The 15695-nt window shown below is 70.3% G+C and carries 17 protein-coding genes; 10 read left to right on the plus strand and 7 right to left on the minus strand.

The window, feature by feature from the left end; genetic code table 11:
* The first annotated feature begins 69 nt into the window (after nucleotides 1-69).
* Nucleotides 70-417 (plus strand): PadR family transcriptional regulator, encoded by a 348-nt coding sequence (locus DLJ58_RS15990; protein WP_124857215.1) that lies wholly within the window; start codon nucleotides 70-72, stop codon nucleotides 415-417.
* On the plus strand, nucleotides 414-1490 hold the full coding sequence (locus tag DLJ58_RS15995; protein ID WP_124857217.1) for a hypothetical protein: 1077 nt from the start codon (nucleotides 414-416) through the stop codon (nucleotides 1488-1490). Before DLJ58_RS15990 ends, DLJ58_RS15995 begins: the two co-directional genes overlap by 4 nt.
* Before the next feature lie 13 nt (nucleotides 1491-1503).
* Here DLJ58_RS15995 and DLJ58_RS16000 read toward each other — a convergent pair whose 3' ends face one another.
* Entirely contained in the window at nucleotides 1504-1860 is a 357-nt protein-coding gene (locus tag DLJ58_RS16000; protein ID WP_124857219.1) for an antibiotic biosynthesis monooxygenase, read from the minus strand.
* Between the two features lie 55 nt (nucleotides 1861-1915).
* Between DLJ58_RS16000 and DLJ58_RS16005 the strand changes: the two genes are divergently transcribed.
* Nucleotides 1916-2368 (plus strand): MarR family winged helix-turn-helix transcriptional regulator, encoded by a 453-nt coding sequence (locus DLJ58_RS16005; protein ID WP_124857221.1) that lies wholly within the window; start codon nucleotides 1916-1918, stop codon nucleotides 2366-2368.
* 37 nt (nucleotides 2369-2405) lie between these two features.
* Here DLJ58_RS16005 and DLJ58_RS16010 read toward each other — a convergent pair whose 3' ends face one another.
* The gene (locus DLJ58_RS16010; RefSeq protein WP_124857223.1) at nucleotides 2406-2885 is read right to left on the minus strand and encodes a septum formation initiator; all 480 of its coding nucleotides are present in this window, start codon (nucleotides 2883-2885) and stop codon (nucleotides 2406-2408) included.
* Nucleotides 2886-2982: 97 nt separating this feature from the next.
* Between DLJ58_RS16010 and DLJ58_RS16015 the strand changes: the two genes are divergently transcribed.
* From DLJ58_RS16015 to DLJ58_RS16025, 3 genes are read left to right on the plus strand one after another with little or no spacing between them, the layout of a single operon-like run.
* Nucleotides 2983-3678 (plus strand): response regulator transcription factor, encoded by a 696-nt coding sequence (locus tag DLJ58_RS16015; RefSeq protein WP_124857225.1) that lies wholly within the window; start codon nucleotides 2983-2985, stop codon nucleotides 3676-3678.
* A complete protein-coding gene (locus DLJ58_RS16020) occupies nucleotides 3675-4967 on the plus strand; it encodes a sensor histidine kinase (protein ID WP_124857227.1) in 1293 nt (430 codons plus the stop codon). Before DLJ58_RS16015 ends, DLJ58_RS16020 begins: the two co-directional genes overlap by 4 nt.
* A 28-nt stretch (nucleotides 4968-4995) precedes the next feature.
* The gene (locus DLJ58_RS16025) at nucleotides 4996-5550 is read left to right on the plus strand and encodes a DUF5872 domain-containing protein (protein ID WP_091399566.1); all 555 of its coding nucleotides are present in this window, start codon (nucleotides 4996-4998) and stop codon (nucleotides 5548-5550) included.
* A gap of 112 nt (nucleotides 5551-5662) precedes the next feature.
* On the opposite strand, the gene DLJ58_RS16030 is transcribed toward DLJ58_RS16025, so the two are convergent.
* Nucleotides 5663-6757: an ROK family transcriptional regulator gene (locus tag DLJ58_RS16030; protein WP_124857229.1), complete on the minus strand. Its 1095-nt coding sequence runs from the start codon at nucleotides 6755-6757 to the stop codon at nucleotides 5663-5665.
* A gap of 87 nt (nucleotides 6758-6844) precedes the next feature.
* Here DLJ58_RS16030 and DLJ58_RS16035 point away from each other — a divergent pair, with 87 nt between their 5' ends.
* Together DLJ58_RS16035 and DLJ58_RS16040 are read left to right on the plus strand one after the other, a co-directional pair.
* A complete protein-coding gene (locus DLJ58_RS16035) occupies nucleotides 6845-8119 on the plus strand; it encodes a DUF1479 domain-containing protein (RefSeq protein ID WP_124857231.1) in 1275 nt (424 codons plus the stop codon).
* A gap of 118 nt (nucleotides 8120-8237) precedes the next feature.
* Nucleotides 8238-8759 carry a PepSY domain-containing protein gene (locus tag DLJ58_RS16040; protein WP_124857233.1) on the plus strand — a complete coding sequence of 174 codons (522 nt, stop codon included), beginning with the start codon at nucleotides 8238-8240 and terminating at the stop codon, nucleotides 8757-8759.
* Between the two features lie 104 nt (nucleotides 8760-8863).
* Here the strand turns inward: DLJ58_RS16040 and DLJ58_RS16045 are convergent, their stop codons facing one another.
* Nucleotides 8864-10756 (minus strand): ABC transporter ATP-binding protein, encoded by a 1893-nt coding sequence (locus DLJ58_RS16045; protein ID WP_124857235.1) that lies wholly within the window; start codon nucleotides 10754-10756, stop codon nucleotides 8864-8866.
* Nucleotides 10757-10840: 84 nt separating this feature from the next.
* On the opposite strand from DLJ58_RS16045, the gene DLJ58_RS16050 reads away from it, so the two are divergent.
* Complete coding sequence (locus tag DLJ58_RS16050; RefSeq protein ID WP_244218961.1) at nucleotides 10841-11668, plus strand: alpha/beta fold hydrolase; 828 nt, start codon at nucleotides 10841-10843, stop codon at nucleotides 11666-11668.
* A 125-nt stretch (nucleotides 11669-11793) separates the two neighbouring features.
* Here the strand turns inward: DLJ58_RS16050 and DLJ58_RS16055 are convergent, their stop codons facing one another.
* Both DLJ58_RS16055 and DLJ58_RS16060 read right to left on the minus strand, forming a co-directional pair.
* Entirely contained in the window at nucleotides 11794-13044 is a 1251-nt protein-coding gene (locus tag DLJ58_RS16055) for an HNH endonuclease signature motif containing protein (protein WP_124857239.1), read from the minus strand.
* 63 nt (nucleotides 13045-13107) lie between these two features.
* Entirely contained in the window at nucleotides 13108-13620 is a 513-nt protein-coding gene (locus tag DLJ58_RS16060) for an HAD domain-containing protein (RefSeq protein WP_124857241.1), read from the minus strand.
* 108 nt (nucleotides 13621-13728) lie between these two features.
* Between DLJ58_RS16060 and DLJ58_RS16065 the strand changes: the two genes are divergently transcribed.
* Nucleotides 13729-14283 (plus strand): hypothetical protein, encoded by a 555-nt coding sequence (locus DLJ58_RS16065; RefSeq protein WP_124857243.1) that lies wholly within the window; start codon nucleotides 13729-13731, stop codon nucleotides 14281-14283.
* Between the two features lie 72 nt (nucleotides 14284-14355).
* Here the strand turns inward: DLJ58_RS16065 and DLJ58_RS16070 are convergent, their stop codons facing one another.
* A complete protein-coding gene (locus DLJ58_RS16070; protein WP_208741139.1) occupies nucleotides 14356-15567 on the minus strand; it encodes a chitosanase in 1212 nt (403 codons plus the stop codon).
* Between the last annotated feature and the right edge of the window lie 128 nt (nucleotides 15568-15695).

Genomic DNA, 15695 nt, shown 5'->3' on the forward strand with positions numbered 1-15695 from the left:
CGGTGATCCGTGCCGGCCACGTCCGTTCGCGGTCTTGTATATACCGTCTATCGGTATATGCTTCCTGGCATGGTTGAACCTCCACTACGGGAACCGACGTTCCTGGTGCTCACCGCGCTGGCGGAGGTGCCCATGCACGGGTACGCCGTCATCGAGGACGTGCTGCGCATCTCCGACGGGAGGGTGCGACTGCGCGCCGGCACCCTCTACGCCGTCCTCGACCGGCTCCGCGCCGACGGTCTCATCGAGGTCGAGCGCGAAGAGGTGGTGCAGTCGCGACTGCGCCGCTACTACCGCCTCACCGCGCTGGGCGCGCGGCGGCTCGCCGAGGAGGCTTCCCGCCTTCGACACAACGCGGACGCCGCCCGGGCGCGGCTGCGCCGCAGCGGCCTCCTGGCCGACGGGGGTGCAGCGTGAACAGCGACGATCTGGAGCGCCGCTACCGACGGCTGCTGGCCGTCTATCCGTGGGAACACCGTCGGGTGTACGAGGACGAGATGCTGGCCGTCCTCCTCGCCGGCGCACGGCCGGGCCAGCGGCGACCCGCCGCCGCCGACGTGCGGAACCTGGTCGGTGCCGGGCTGCGGGCGCGGCTACGGGTGGGCGCACGGGGGTTCACCGAGCCGAGCTGGGCCGACGCGGCGACGGTGACCGGCCTGCTGGTCGGAGTCGTCTTGCTGGCGTTCGCCAGCAAGACGCTGCTCGATCAGCTCGTCCGTGCGCCGGGCCTGCCGCCCGGGTTCGCGCCGAGAGGTCCGGATCTCGTCGACTGGTTGCGCGTCGCAGGCTGGGCGGGCGTCTGTGCCGCGGTGCTGGTCGGGTGGCGTTGGCTAGCCGCCGGTCTGGCCTGGGCCGGCGTGCTCGGCTGGGGTGCGCTCGTCGCCCCGCAGACCAGTGGCAACCCGACGTACGTGGTGGACATGCTGCCGCAGCTCGCCCTCGCCGTGGTGGGTGCCGCCGCGCTCACCGTGCCGGCGCAGCGTCGCCGGGCGATCGCGCTGCTGGGCGTACGCCGACTGCTGGCACTGGTGCTCGCGCCGGCCGCGATGGTCGCGCTGTTGGTGATGAACCGGGTGGGCAGCCCCACGTTCAGTTTCGTCGATGGGGTGTCCTACCAGGTCTTCTACGGCCTCGAGGCGAGCAGTGAGGTGGTTCTCTGGCTCTACGTCGCGGGCCTGGCGGCCGCCGCGTCGGCCATGGTGATCGCGGTGGCCACGCTCACCCCGGAGGTACGCCGGCGGATCGTCGTCCTGCTCCTGCCCGTGGCGACCCTCGCCCTGGTGGTCGACAGGGCCCTGGCCGGTTGGGTCACCTCGACGATGAACATGGGACACGCCATCCCCCTGGTGCCGGCGCAGTGGGCGATGCTGGTGCTGGTCGCGCCGGTGACCTTCCTGGCCGGGGCGTTGCTCGTGCGACGTCGGGAGGAGGCCCTGCGCATGGTCGCCCTCGGCCGAAACGCCGACCGCGAGCAGCCGATGGGTCAGTGAGGCGGTCGACCGCTCACCCGACAGTGGTCCTCCCGTCACCGTCGCGGAACACCGCACGACTGAGATAGTGCCGGGACCGCCGATCGAAGCGCCCGAGCAGATCACGGGCGGCAGGCGGGACGACGGAGGTCGACGGATCGCCGCCGGTGAACGCCGACACCGCCGCGAAGTCCGTAAAAGTCATGGCGGTGAGGAATTCGCTGCCCTCGGCGGGGTCCAACTCCTGCGAAGAGCGACGTAGTACCCGAAGTTCCCGAAGCCCGTCCACGCCCCGGGCGAGGATCGAGGGCGCGATGTCCTGTGTCAACAACCGCTCGTAGGCGTCGGTGTGAGCGGGCTCGGTCCATCCGCTCCACAGTCGAAGAATCATGACAGCATGCTGTCATTGGAGTAGTAGGCTGTCAACTTTTGGTACGGTGCTGTCGATGACGGAACGGAAGCGGGACCGGGTCGACGCGTACCGGCTGTTGATGGCGGACGTGTACGAACTGGCGGGCGAGTCTCGGCGCTCAAGCGAGGAGCTCGCCCGCGAACAGGGGCAAACTGCCGCGCGGTGGCACGTGATGAGCGTGCTCTCCGACGGCTCCCGCACCGTCGCGAGCGCGGCGCGCAGACTTGGCCTGGCTCGACAGAGCGTGCAGCGAGTGGTCGACGACCTGGCCCGTGCCGGAATGGTGGAGTTGCACGACAACCCCGATCACCGCCGCGCGCCACTCGTGACACTCACGGACGCGGGCCGAAACACGCTCACCGGCCTACTGGAACGCTCGGACGCTGACCGCGGGGAGGCCGTGGACCGAGCCGGCCTGAGCCTCAGCGATCTTGAGGCTGCTCGCGCGACCCTCCGCAGGTTGGTGGACGCCCTGCAACGCCGGTGAGCCCACCGCGACACCCGCCTCGATTGCTCCCCGGTCGTCAGTCGTCGGCGACGGCCACCGGCTCCGAGCCGATGCAGCGCACCTTCAACTCGTACTCCCGGGCCGCCCCCTGGAACGTGACCTCGACGTCGTCGTCCGGGCCCCGGTCCACGTCGCGCACCCGGTAACCCTGCGCGGGCGCCCAGGAGACCAGGCGTACGCCGCCGACGCCGCACTCGGCGACGGCCGTGCCGCCGTCCGTGGCGAACCCCCGGCGAGCCCCGGAGTTGGCGCTCGGTGCAGAGCCCGGCGCGGCCGAGGCGGTGCCTGTGGTGCCCGGCACGGCCGAGGCGGTGCTCGTGGTGGGCGTCGGCTCCGGAGCGGCGAGCGCCCGTTCGATCTCGGCCTCGCTGCGCACCCCGCCCGGAGTGCCGGTGAGGCTCTCACCCACCAACCGGATCGCGCCCAGGCCGATCACTGTGGCGATGGCGGCGGTGACCACCCAACCGGTGGCGACGAGGATCGAACGACGGCCCATCCCCTGACTATCCCCGATCCGTCCTTGTCGTTTGCACATCCGAACGCTAAGGCGTGGTTAACGTGCGCTGCCGGCCGCAGCCGCTAGCCTGCCTGCTGTGGCCCGCCTGTTGCTCATCGAGGACGACCTGACGATCCGTACCCCGCTGATCCGGGCCCTGCGCGAACGCGGCCACGCGGTGGCGGCGGCCTCGACCGCGATGGCCGGGCTCCGCGACGCGCTGGAGGACCGACCCGACCTCGTCGTGCTCGACCTGGGCCTGCCCGACCTGGACGGCCGCGAGCTGCTGCGGATGCTGCGCGCGGTCAGCGCGGTGCCCGTCATCGTGGCCACCGCGCGTGACGACGAGACCGAGATCGTCCAGGTGCTCGACGCGGGCGCCGACGACTACGTGGTCAAACCTTTCACCGCGGCGCAGCTCGACGCCCGCGTCCGGGCGGTGCTGCGGCGGGGCCCCTCCGGCGCCGACGGGCAGGTCCCGGCGCTGGTTGTCGGTGGGCTCCGCGTCGACCCCCGGGCGCGGCAGGTGACCCTGGACGGTGTCGCGGTCGAGCTGACGCCCCGTGAGTTCGACCTGCTGCATCACCTCGCCGGCCGACCGGGCCAGGTGGTCACCAAACGTGAGCTGCTCACGGAGGTGTGGCAGATCCCGTACGGCGGTGCCGACAAGACTGTCGACGTGCACCTGTCCTGGTTGCGTCGCAAGTTGGGGGAGAACGCCCAACAGCCTCGCTACCTGCACACCGTGCGTGGTGTCGGGGTGCGTCTCGAAGCCCCGGCGGCGCAGCCGTGAGGGCGCGTCTCGCGCTGCTGGTCGCCGCGGTCAGCGTCCTCACCCTCATCGCGTTCCTGGTGCCGTTGGCGCTGCTGGTCCGCACCGTCGCCGAGGACCGGGCCACCGTTCGGGCCACCGCCGACGCGCAGAGCCTGGTGCCGGTGGTCGGCACCGCCGACGCGGCGACCATCCGCCTCACCGTCGAGCAACTCGCGGCGGAGTCCGGTCGACCGGTGAGCGTCTTCCTGCCCGACGGCACGGTGCTCGGCGCCCAGACACCGCGTACCCCCGCGGTGGCCCTCGCCGCGCGCGGACAGAGCCTCACCGGGGAGTCGGCGGCCGGTCGGGAGGTCGTCATCGCCGTGCAGGGCCGGGCGGACGGCACCGGGGTGATCCGGATCGCGGTGCCGCAGCACGAGCTGACCGCCGGGGTCACCCGGGCCTGGCTGGTGCTGGCGCTGCTCGGCGTGATCCTCGTGCTGATCGGGCTGCTGGTCGCCGACCGGCTGGCGCGCACCCTGGTCCGGCCGATCAGCGACCTCTCGGCCGTCTCACACCGGCTGGCCAACGCCGAGCTGGACGCCCGGGTCACGCCGGCCGGCCCTCCCGAGCTGCGCGAGGTGGCCGGCGCGCTCAACCATCTCGCCACCCGGATCCAGGTGCTCCTGGTTCAGGAGCGCGAACAGGTCGCCGACCTGTCCCACCAGCTGCGGACGCCGCTGACCGCGTTGCGGCTGGAGGCGGAGTCGTTGCGTGACCCGGACGACGCCGCCCGGATCACCGCCGCCGCCGATGGGCTCGAACGCGCGGTCACCGGGCTCATCCGGCAGGCCCGGTGGCGGCACGCACCGGCGCAACCGGCCGCCTCGGACGCGGCGGCGATTGTCGCCGACCGGGTCGCGTTCTGGTCGGTGCTGGCCGAGGACACCGGTCGGGCCGTCACCCTCGACCTGACGCCCGGCCCTCTTCCCGTCGGTGTGGCCGCCGACAACCTGACGGCGGCCGTGGACGCCCTGCTCGGCAACGTCTTCGCGCACACCCCCGACGGGACGCCGTTCGCCGTCCGGCTCGCCCGTGCGGCGGGCGAGGCGGGTGAGGTGGTCCTCACGGTCGCCGACGAGGGCCCGGGCATGCCCGCCGGGGCGATCCGGCGGGGCGCCAGCGCGGCCGGGTCCACCGGTCTTGGCCTGGACATCGCCCGGCGCGCCGCGCAGGCCGCCGGCGGTCGACTGGAGTTGCGGGCCGGCCCGCAAGGCGGTGCGCAGGTGCTGCTCCGGCTCGGGCCTCCGAGGTCGCCGAACGCATAGCCGCTGCGGTGCCGGGTAGCTGCCAGTCATGGCGCGGTATACGAAACCCGAGCTCAGAGAGCAGATCAAGGAAGAGGTCAAGGCTTCGGACAAGGGCGGCCGGCCGGGGCAGTGGTCGGCGCGCAAGTCGCAACTGGTCACTCAGGAGTACAAGAAGCGCGGCGGCGGATTCCTGGGCGAAAAGGACGAGCGGCAGAAGTCTCTCCAGCGCTGGGGCAACGAGAAATGGCAGACGAAGGAGGGCGACACCCGTGCGCGCAAGGGCGCCACGACGAGTCGCTACCTGCCCAAGAAGGCCTGGGAGGAGATGTCGGAGAACCAGAAGCGCGCGACCGACACGAAAAAGCGGGAAGCGTCCCGATCCGGCAAGCAGTACGTCGCCAACACCGGGCCGGCCAAACGGGCGCGTCGGGACGCCACCACGGCCGGACGGATGACGGAGATGTCGGTCGCGGAGGCGGCCAAGCTGGTCCGTGGCCTCGACACCCGACAGCTCAAGACCGCGCTGCGTAACGAGCGCGCCAGCAAGGACCGCAAGACGCTCGTCCAGCGGCTGGAAGCGGAACTCAACCGGCGCGGCTGACCCGCCCCTCGACCGCCTTACTACTGCAACGGCAGTTGGTCCGGGGTAGCCGTGTTGTCGGCAGTGGCAGGTTCAGACTCCTGGTAGAAGTGCAGGGATTCCAGGGCGACCGTCAGCTGTTCGCGGTGATGACTGACCGTAGACGGCTGAGTGCCTCGGCGCGCACACCGGACAGGACCGGCTCGCCGGTCAGGTCGGCGGCCCGTACGGGAACCGAACGCGGCATGCGGGCCGTCTGCGCCCGGATGTCGTCGACCAGGGCCGGCCCCCAGGCGCCGCCGACGACGATCTCTTGCGGGTCGGCGAGCGCGATCACGGCGGCGACCACACCGCCGACCGCCTCGCCGACAGCTGCCCGGGTGCCGGCATCACTGGTGAGGAGTCGCTCGACGTTGATCGCCGTGGAGTCGGGGCGGCGCAGACTCAGTTCAGTGAAGACCTCGATGAACGGTATGGCGCGGCCGCCCGGTCCCGCGGTGAGCAGGTGGGCGATCTCGCCGACCAGGCCGGTGTGCCCGCGGCGGACTTCGCCGTCGCTGACGATCGCGCAGCCGAGCCCCTCACCCAGGAACAGGTAGCAGAAGTCGTCGCCGGTTCCGCTTTCCGCCCGCGCTGCCCAGTTGACGTCGTTGTCCACGACGACGGTCCCGGCGACGTGCGGCGCGAGGATGGCGACGGGGTCGAGGTCGCCCACCAGGAACGGCGAGTCGGGCAGCTGCACCAGCCGGCCGGTGGCGCGATCCACCGGGTCGGCTGCGCTGACCACGGCCAAGCGGACCGGCTGTCCGCAGGCAGCCAGGACTTCGCCGGCCGCGGCCTGCAACGCCTCGGCGGCCTGGCTCGGGCGGGTGGGACGGTCGATCGGCCGGACCGCGTGCGCCACGGTGTTGCCGTAAATGTCCAGGCGTTCCGCCACGACGCCCTCGGGGGCGATGACGACGGCCAGGGCCACACCGACGTCGGGAGCCAGCGCGTAGTACGAGCCGACCCTGCCGCGCCCGCGGCCACCCGGGGTGCGTTCCCCGGTGTCGGTGACCAGGCCGCGCTCGGCGAGGCGGCGCACGCTCTCACCCGCGGTCGGCTTGGAGATGCCGATCTCGGTGGCCAGCTCGGCCCGGGTCAGCCGGCGGTGCTGCATCAACGCGCGGAGCACGTGCTCGTCGGTGAGCGACCGGATGAGCTCCTGAGACGGCATGGCGGGATCCATGCCGACATTCTAGTCAGGGCTGTTGCCTAGATAGGTTTCAGCCCGGTAGGTTCTTCCAGTAACGAGAGCTGACTAGAAGGAGTTGCCGTGTCGACCGCCACTGCCCTGCCGCACTGGGAAGAAACCCCGACTGATCTCAAAGGCGCCACCCGCGAGATCAAAGCCGCGCTGCGCGCCCAGATCGAAGCCTCCGGGCGTACGGTCGATGAGGTTTTCGCCGTCGTCGAGCAGCGCGTCCAAGCCGCGGTCGACGACATCAACGCCGCCCGCCGTCGTGGCGAGAGCGTGTGGCCGGTCATCGACTACGCCGACATCGCCAACGGCACCGTCACCGCCGAGCAGGTGGACTTGCTGCGCCGCCGCGGCTGCCTGATCGTGCGCGGGCACTTCGACCGTGACCAGGCCCTGCGGTGGGATCAGGACATCGTCGACTACGTCGAGGGCAACCACTTCTTCGAGAACTACCGCGGTCCCGCCGACGACTTCTTCGGCAGCGTCGGCTCCAAGCCTGAGATCTACCCGATCTACTGGTCACCCGCACAGATGCAGGCCCGCCAGAGCGACCGGATGGCGAACGTCCAAGCCTTCCTCAACAGCCAGTGGAAGCACGAGTCCGACGGCGTGCAGTGGTTCGACCCCAACCGCGACTCGCTCTACCCCGACCGGATTCGCCGCCGCCCCGAGGGCGCCGACTCGGCCGGCCTGGGCACCCACCTCGACCCCGGCACCCTCGACCTGTGGATGACCCAGGCCTACCAGAAGGCGTTCCGGCGCCTGTTCGACGGCAGCGTCGAGCAGTACGACCCGTGGGACGCCGCCCACCGCACCGACGGCCCGCAGTACCCCGGCTCCACCATGTGCTCCGCGTTCCGCACCTTCCAGGGCTGGACCGCACTCTCCGACATGGCCCACGACCAGGGGGTCCTGCACACCGTGCCGATCCCCGAGGCCATGGCCTACCTCATGCTTCGCCCGCTGCTGTCCGACGTCCCCGACGACGACATGTGCGGCGTCACCGTCAACCAGGTCTTCCCGGCCGGCCACAAGTGGCACACCCCGCTGATGGAGGCACTGGTTGGCATCCCTGACGTTCAGGCCGGCGACTCCGTCTGGTGGCACGCCGACATGATCCACAGCGTTGCCCCCGTCGAGGCCCAGAAGGGCTGGGGCAACGTCATGTACATCCCCGCCGCGCCCTGGTGTCCCCGCAACGAGCGATACGCCGCCAGCGTCCGCGAGGCGTTCCTCAGCGGCTCGAGCCCGTCGGACTTCCCCGCCGAAGACTACGAACGCGCCTGGCCCAACCGCTTTCAGCCCGAAGACCTCAACGAAACCGGCCGCCGCGGCCTCGGCCTCGCGTAAGACCCCAGCTCCACAACCCCGTTGCAGTGTTAACCCGCCCTTAGGGTCCGGACAGCGCGGTGCTATCCACATCTGGCCGATCCTCGGAGTCAACAACCGAGGAAAGGTGGACACCACGATGAAGCGCACCAATCTGCTTCTGGCGTCGGTCGGCGGGTCGGCGGTGCTGGCGGTGGCCGGGGTCGCGCTCGGCGTCAGCGCCGCGAACGACTCGCGGACCGGCGGCACGGCACTCGCCGCGGCAACCGTCGCGCCGACGGCCACCGACGCGCCGGTAGTCACGGGTTCGCCGTCGGCCGGCACCCCATCGGGTACGCCGTCGAGCGGGACGCCGTCCGGTACGCCGTCGACCGGCAGCGCGCCCGCGGGCAGCGCCGTCGACGAGAAGCGCGCCGGTGAGATCGCGCTTGCCAAGGCCGGTGGTGGTCAGATCGTCGAGGTCGAGGCCGAGCAGGAGAACGGCCGACCGGTGTGGAGCGTCGAGATCGTCGCTGGCGACACCGAGCACGAGGTGGACGTCGACCGGGACAACGGCTCGGTGGTCAAGTCCGAGCAGGAGCCGGTCGACGACGACGACGACAACGACGACGACGACGACAGCGACGACGCTGACGACGACGACAACAACGACGACGACTGACCGCGGTCGCCGCTCACCCCCGGAGCTTTCATGGGGGTGAGCGGCGGCGCGCTGTGACGCGGTGGTCGGACTGTCCCTCGTGGGCGGACCGACCACCGCGTGCGTCATATGGCGACGCGTTGCTCCTGGACCGTCGGCTGGTCCTGGGCGAACTGGGTGCGGTACAACTCGTGGTAGCGGCCACCAGCCGCGAGCAGGTCACTGTGCCGCCCGCGTTCGACGATGCGTCCCGCCTCCACGACGAGGATCTGGTCGGCCGCCCTGATGGTGGAGAGCCGGTGCGCGATAACCACACTCGTCCTGCCGGTCAGCGCCTCGGCGAGGGCGTCCTGAACCGCAGCCTCCGAGGTGGAGTCGAGATGCGCGGTGGCTTCGTCGAGGATGACCACGCGCGGACGAGCCAGCAGCAGTCGCGCGATGGTGAGTCGTTGCCGTTCGCCGCCCGACAGACGGTATCCACGCTCGCCGACGACGGTGTCCAGCCCATCGGGAAGTGAGCGGATCAGGTCGTCGAGGCGGGCCCGCCGGAGCACCTCCCACATCTCGTCCTCGGTCGCGTCCGGCTGGGCGAACGCCAGATTGGCGCGGATGCTCTCGTGGAAGAGGTGCCCGTCCTGGGTCACCACGCCCAACGCCGTCCGGATCGACTCAGCCGACAGCTCGCGTACGTCGACGTCGGCCAGCTTCACCGCGCCGTCCTCGACGTCGTACAGGCGCGGCACGAGCTGCGCGATTGTCGACTTGCCCGCCCCGGAGGAGCCGACGAGCGCCACCATCTGCCCCGCCTCGGCGCGGAACGACACCCCGTGCAGCACCTCCTCACCTCCGCGGGTGTCGAGCTTCGCCACGTCCTCCAGGGACGCGAGCGACACCTTGTCCGCTGAGGGGTAGCCGAACCGGACCCCGTCGAACTCGACCGCGACCGGCCCTTCGGGAAGGGGCCGGGCGTCGGACCTGTCGAGGATCAGCGGCTTGAGGTCGAGGACCTCGAACACCCGCTCGAAGCTCACCAGCGCGCTCATCACCTCGACCCGAGCACTGGCCAGCGAGGTCAACGGTGCGTAGAGCCGCGACAGGAGCAGCGCGAGGGCGACCACCGTCCCGGCGTCGAGGCTGCCCCGTAGGGCGTAGAGACCACCCAGCCCGTAGACCAGGGCCAGTGCCAACGAGCCGACGACGGTGAGCGCGGTGATGAAGACCCACTGGAGCATCGCGGCGCGGATGCCGATGTCGCGGACCCGACGTGCCCGCGCCGCGAACTCGGCCGACTCCTCGGCTGGCCGGCCGTACAGCTTGACCAGCGTGGCACCGGGTGCGGAGAAACGTTCCGTCATCCTGGTGCTCATGGCGGCGTTGTGCTCGGCCGCTTCACGCTGCAACTGAGCGAGCCTCGAACCCATCCGGCGAGCCGGGAGAACGAAAATGGGCAGCAGGACGAGCGCCAGCAGCGTGATCTGCCAGGAGAAGGTGAGCATCACGGCCAACGTCAGCATCAGCGTGACGGCGTTGCCGACCACACTCGACAGGGTGTCGCTGAAGGCCCGCTGCGCGCCGATCACGTCGTTGTTCAGGCGGCTGACCAGCGCACCCGTGCGGGTTCGCGTGAAGAACGCCACCGGCATGCGCTGAACGTGGTCGAAGACAGCCGTCCGCAGTTGGACGATCAGCCCCTCACCGATGCTGGCGGAGAGAAATCGCGTCACCAGACCCAGCCCGGCCTCGGCGAGAGCGATCACGGCGATCAGTACGGCCAACCGGATCACCACGCTGCTGTCGGCGCCGTCCACGATCGCGTCGACCACCCGACCGGCGAGAACAGGCGCCGCCACAGTGAGGACCGCCGTCACCACACTCAACAACAGGAACCTGACGATCAGGGCCCGGTGTGGCCGTGCGAACTGCGCGATCCGCTTCAATGTCGCGCGGGACAGCGGTCGCTCGTCCTGCGCGTTCATCGCGTGGTGCAGCGACGTCCACGCGGCAAATTCCATGCTCATGCATTACCTCCGATACAGGAGGCTAGGACCTCACCCGAGCTTGAGGTCAAGTCGCCACGCGATACTGGCGATATGGACCCGGGCGTGCGCGGCGACGACGGCTGCCCTCTGTGGGCGGAACAGGCCGGCGCCGGGCCGCCTCTGGTGCTCTGTCACGGGGGTCCGGGTCTGTGGGATTATCTTGCCCCGGTAGCCCGGCTGCTCGAAGAGCATGCCCGCACCATCCGGTGGGATCAGCGCGGCTGTGGGCGCTCGCAGCGGCGCGGACCGTATGGCATCGCCCGCTTCGTGGCCGATCTCGACGCGGTACGCGACCAGATGGCCGGTCCGCGGACGGCCCTGTTGGGCCATTCGTGGGGTGCACACCTGGCGTTGCGGTACGCCATTGAACACCCCGAACGGGTCAGCCATCTGATCTACGTGTCCGGGACCGGCATTGATCCCGATCGCGGCTGGCATCCGCACTACAAGCGGAATCTGCGGCTGCGGCTCGGGCCTCACCTGGACCGATGGGAGGCCCTCAGCGCGCGCGACCGCACGCCCGCAGAGGAACGTGAATGGGCGGTGCTGCAATGGTCGGCCGACTTCGCCGACCGCGGTGTGGCACTGCGCCACGCCGATCGCATGGCCACGCCGTGGCTGGGCATCAACTACGACTGCAGCCAGGCTGTCAACGCCGAGGTCAAGCAAGAGCTCCGCAACCCCGGCATGGCCGTGCAGTGCCGAGCGCTCGACCTGCCCGTGCTGATCATCGACGGCACCGAGGACATCCGGCCCCGCTGGGCCGTCGACTCGCTGCACCGCGCGTTGGCCAACAGTCAGCGCGTGAGCCTTGTCGGGTCCGGCCACCTTCCGTGGGTCGAGAATCCGCACGACTTTCGTCGGGCGGTGGCCGCCTTCCTGAGGCAATAGCGTCGCCAGATCTTCAGCCGGTCTTACCGCGATCTCCCGGATTCGCGATAGCCCCGCTGCGCAGCGGGGTTGGCTCCGATGGATCGGCTCACCGACCGAAAGGGTGCTATTTCTGCTGGCTGTTCCTACGTTCGTCGGTGGTAATGGTTGCGGCGGGGGAGTTGTTCGGGGTCGAGCCAGGCCGGTGGAGCGAATTCGGGATGGCCGTCGCGGCCGAGTTGGACGGTCCAGTCGCTGTGGTGCAGGTGTCGGTGGTGGTGGCCGCAGAGTAGGACCGCGTTGGTCAGGTTGGTCGTGCCGCCGTCGGCCCAGTGGTGGATGTGGTGGGCGTGGCACCAGCGGGGTGGGCGGTCGCAGCCGGGGAAGGCACAGCCGCGGTCGCGGAGCACGAGGGCGCGGCGCAGCGGCCCGGAGATGAGGCGGCGTTGTCGACCGACGTCAAGGACCTGGCCAGCTCCACCGAGGACGGCGGGCAGGATGGTGGCGTCGCAGGCGAGCCGGCGCACGGTCTCGGCGGTGAGCTGCTGGCCGATGTCGAGGGTGCCGGTGCCCAACTGCCGGGTCAATACGTCGTAACCGGTGGTGACGACGATCTGAGCGGCGTCACCACCGCTGTCGGGCAACTCACCGGTGCGCAAGCTGAGTCGGCAGAGGTCGGCGAGGGCGTCGTGGCGGCGTTGGCCGGGGGAGCGCTGGTCGTCGGGGCCGGTTGGTGCGGTCAGTGGGTCGATGGCGGCGCGGAGGAGGCCGGCGGTTTCGGTGTCGAGGGTGCCGGTGAGTCGGAGTCGGCCGTCGGTCTGCTCGGAGAGGGTGAGGTGTCGGTCGCGGCTGGCGCGTCGTGCTTCGGCTTCGAGGGCGGCGCGGGCGGCGGCGTCGGCGATGTCGGGGGCGACGTGGTCGAGGATTCGGGTGCCGAGTTTGCGCAGGTGGGTGGGGTCGAACTGGGCGGCCCAGCCGGTGAGCAGGCTGACGGCCTTGTCGGCGGCCTCGGGGCCGGCGGCGGCCTGCACGGTGTCGACGGTGTCGGTGATGACCCGGGCCTGGTCCAGGCTGATGGCTCCGTCAGCTAGCGCTTGTCGGATGCCGGGGTTGCCGGTGTCGAGGGTGGTGGCGAGGTCGACAAGTCGCCGGGCGGCGGGAACGGTCAGCTGGAGTCGTTCGCGAAGCCACACTGCGGTGCAGGAGGCGCCCTGCGTGCGGGCCGTGCCGCGGCCGTCGATCTCGCGAACCAGTGCCAGGGTGACGGCGGCGAGGCGTTGCTGAAGGCGGTGCGCGGCGTCGAGCGCGGCGATCAGGCCGTGCTCCGGGAGGGCCCAGGCGGCGGCGTCGGCGCAGGCGGCGACCGCGTCATCTGCCTGCGACAACTCCTCGACCATGACGCGAGACTAGAACAGGCGTACGACACTTCTAGTCAACATGATCGATTGGTGAGACCGGCTTTACGGAGGGCTTGGGGTGTCGCTCTGGGTTGTCCACGGGCGTTGGAGGGCCTTGGCCCAGGCGATGACGTGATCGATGGAATCCCGGGTGAGGCCGATCGTCGGGTTGGTGGTGATCAACAGTGTGGGGCTGCTGCGTCCTGCGGCCCACGTGCGGGCTTGAGGCGTGTGGAGGTCGTCTACCCACGCCGCAGGCCGTCGCTGGGCGTAGGCGGCGACGAGCGGAACCTTGTCGCTGGGGTGGAACGGCGTGGGTGGCATGGTGATCACGGGCAGAGAAGCGATGTGCAGAAGCGGCGCGAGGAGCTGGTTGGCTTCGTCGTTCCAGCTCGTGGCCCATGTGACGTCCAGAATGGTGCTCGCTTCGATGATCCAGGCACCGTGATCGGGGTTGATACGGACGGGTTCCTCACCGGGGAACAGGTGGTGTTCGCTGTAGCCGGAGGGCGGTTGAGGGGTTCCGTAAGGGTTGAGGACACCGTCGACGTCGAGCAGGAGCAGGGGCCGATCCACCCGGAGGATTCTGCCGCATCGGTCCGCCGGCAATGACCGCGCGAGAGATCAGCGGCTATGGTCCTGGGCGCGGAGTCTGGTCGAGCGGATGCCGAGGAGTGGGCGTCGGTGCTGGTGGAGTCCTTGGACACTGGCGCTGTCCGAGCGCTCGGGGTCGGCGAGACCATCCACCGGCGGATGATTGCCTGTGTCGCGGCCATTCACTACTTCGGCGAACGCGCCGGGGACCCGGTGCGCGACCCGGAGTTGGTGTTCCGCCATCTCGCCGCAGCGCTGGATGGTTCGCCGGACGTCTACTTCGAGCGTTACCGATCAACTCTCGCCGGTAGGCTGGCGGATTACGACCGGTTCCGGGCCGGCGCGGGCGGCGACATGCGGAGGGTGGCCGCCGCGCGGAGCTGGATGGACGGCACCCGGGCGGCACTGGTCCAGATGTGTCGGGAGGTGGCAGTTCGCCTAGTCGAGGCGCCGCCTGAGGGCGCGCCGGGGCGGGCTCACCAGAGTCCGGACGCGCCAGGGCGGGCCGACAAGGGCGTGAGCCTGCGGGATGAAGCTTCCCGGTGGTGTGCGGTGTTGCCGCAGATCGAAGCCGTTCGCAGCGCCGCGAAAGCCGCGAGAGCCGCGCAGGCAGCCGAGCAGGGGACGGCGACAGGTGGCACTTGATGTCGCCGTCCCGCTCAAGCTCTCACCAGCAGGAACGTGGCTGCGGGAGGTGACGTACCCGCGGGACTGGACTTAGCCGATGCGGAACTGCTCCCCGTACACGGCGAACACCAGTGGCGTGTTCAGGTTGAAGTTGCCGTTGTTGAGGAACACCCGCTGGGCGGTGTCGACGCGGGAGGTGTCCGAGTGGGCCTCTTCCTTCTTCATCTCGATGACCCGCTCGTCGAGGAACGCGTTGAGCCAGGTCCGCTCGTCACCGCCCTGGGCTGGCGGCTTGGCCCGGTTCAGGGCGCGGTTGCGGATCTGGCGCATGCCCTCGTACCCGTGCATGACCGCCGCGTCGTAGTAGGCGAACTGGCCGAGTGCCCGGACCTGGTCGTTCTTGCCGTCGCGTACCGATGGGTTGAAGTAGACCCGGTCGCGTTCGGCCTCCTGGGCGGCCTGGAACACCGAGTCGGTGGCCGCGGTCCGCCAGTCGCGGGGGAAGTTGGGGTCGAGGCCGGCGTGCGACGGGGTGCCGTTGACGTTGCGCAGCGCCGGCAGGTAGCCGGCGAGCACGTTGCCCGGCTTGGTGCGGGTGTACGCCTCGACCAGTTCGAGCATGTCGCCGGTCCCGGAGCAGAAGCCGATGATGCCGGCGGTGTAGCCGCGCCCGTCGCCGATGTCCTCGATGTAGGAGAACTGCGCGCGCCAGTCGAGCGAGGAGTTCTCAGCGGCCGAGACGAGCTGCATGGCGACGTTCTTCTTCGCCGGGTCGTCGAGGTTGGTCCCGCTTGGGGTGGTGGGCGTGGGCGTGGGGGTGCTGCCGCCACCCGGCAGGGTCCACCGCTGGTTCGTGGTGCCGCCGCAGGTCCAGATCTGCAGCCGGGCGCCGTTCGCAGTGCTCCGATCGGTGACGTCGAGGCACTTGCCGGAGCCGGAGTTGACGAGCGCACCGTTGCTGGCGGTCCACTTCTGCGCGCCGGTGTCGTTGCAGTCGTACAGCTGCACCTTGGCGCCGTTGGCGGTCGACGCGGCGGTGACGTCGAGGCACTTGCCGAGTGCCCGGATCGAGTTGTCGGTGTTGCCGACGGTCCACGTCTGGGCCGCGCTGCCGTTGCAGTCGTAGAGCTGGACGGGCGTCCCGTTGGCCGAGCTGGCGCCGGCCACGTCGATGCACTTACCACCGAGGCCGGTGATCGGACCGGCGGTCGCGGCGCTCGCCGACGGCAGGCCGTAGCCGACGGCGGCGACGCCCACCAGCAGGGTGCCCACGACGTAGGCGGCTGTTCTCTTGTGAACCATGGGTGTTCCTCGGGGAAGGGGCGGCGTGCCGCCGGCCGGTCGGTGGCCCGGCGCGACGGTTCGGCCCCGGCGGGCACCGCGAGCATCAGGAAACTGTATTAACAGATACCAGTACGTCGATTTATCGT

Source organism: Micromonospora arida, assembly GCF_003857035.1.
In the GTDB taxonomy this organism is placed as follows: domain Bacteria; phylum Actinomycetota; class Actinomycetes; order Mycobacteriales; family Micromonosporaceae; genus Micromonospora; species Micromonospora arida.

Bases quoted from the DNA above. Each gene is read 5' to 3' on its own strand.
- DLJ58_RS15990 (WP_124857215.1), top strand. From the start codon at position 70: ATGGTTGAACCTCCACTACGGGAACCGACGTTCCTGGTGCTCACCGCG.
- DLJ58_RS16000 (WP_124857219.1), bottom strand. From the start codon at position 1,860: ATGATTCTTCGACTGTGGAGCGGATGGACCGAGCCCGCTCACACCGAC.
- DLJ58_RS16005 (WP_124857221.1), top strand. From the start codon at position 1,916: ATGACGGAACGGAAGCGGGACCGGGTCGACGCGTACCGGCTGTTGATG.
- DLJ58_RS16010 (WP_124857223.1), bottom strand. From the start codon at position 2,885: ATGGGCCGTCGTTCGATCCTCGTCGCCACCGGTTGGGTGGTCACCGCC.
- DLJ58_RS16025 (WP_091399566.1), top strand. From the start codon at position 4,996: ATGGCGCGGTATACGAAACCCGAGCTCAGAGAGCAGATCAAGGAAGAG.
- DLJ58_RS16030 (WP_124857229.1), bottom strand. From the start codon at position 6,757: ATGGATCCCGCCATGCCGTCTCAGGAGCTCATCCGGTCGCTCACCGAC.
- DLJ58_RS16040 (WP_124857233.1), top strand. From the start codon at position 8,238: ATGAAGCGCACCAATCTGCTTCTGGCGTCGGTCGGCGGGTCGGCGGTG.
- DLJ58_RS16045 (WP_124857235.1), bottom strand. From the start codon at position 10,756: ATGAGCATGGAATTTGCCGCGTGGACGTCGCTGCACCACGCGATGAAC.
- DLJ58_RS16055 (WP_124857239.1), bottom strand. From the start codon at position 13,044: ATGGTCGAGGAGTTGTCGCAGGCAGATGACGCGGTCGCCGCCTGCGCC.
- DLJ58_RS16070 (WP_208741139.1), bottom strand. From the start codon at position 15,567: ATGGTTCACAAGAGAACAGCCGCCTACGTCGTGGGCACCCTGCTGGTG.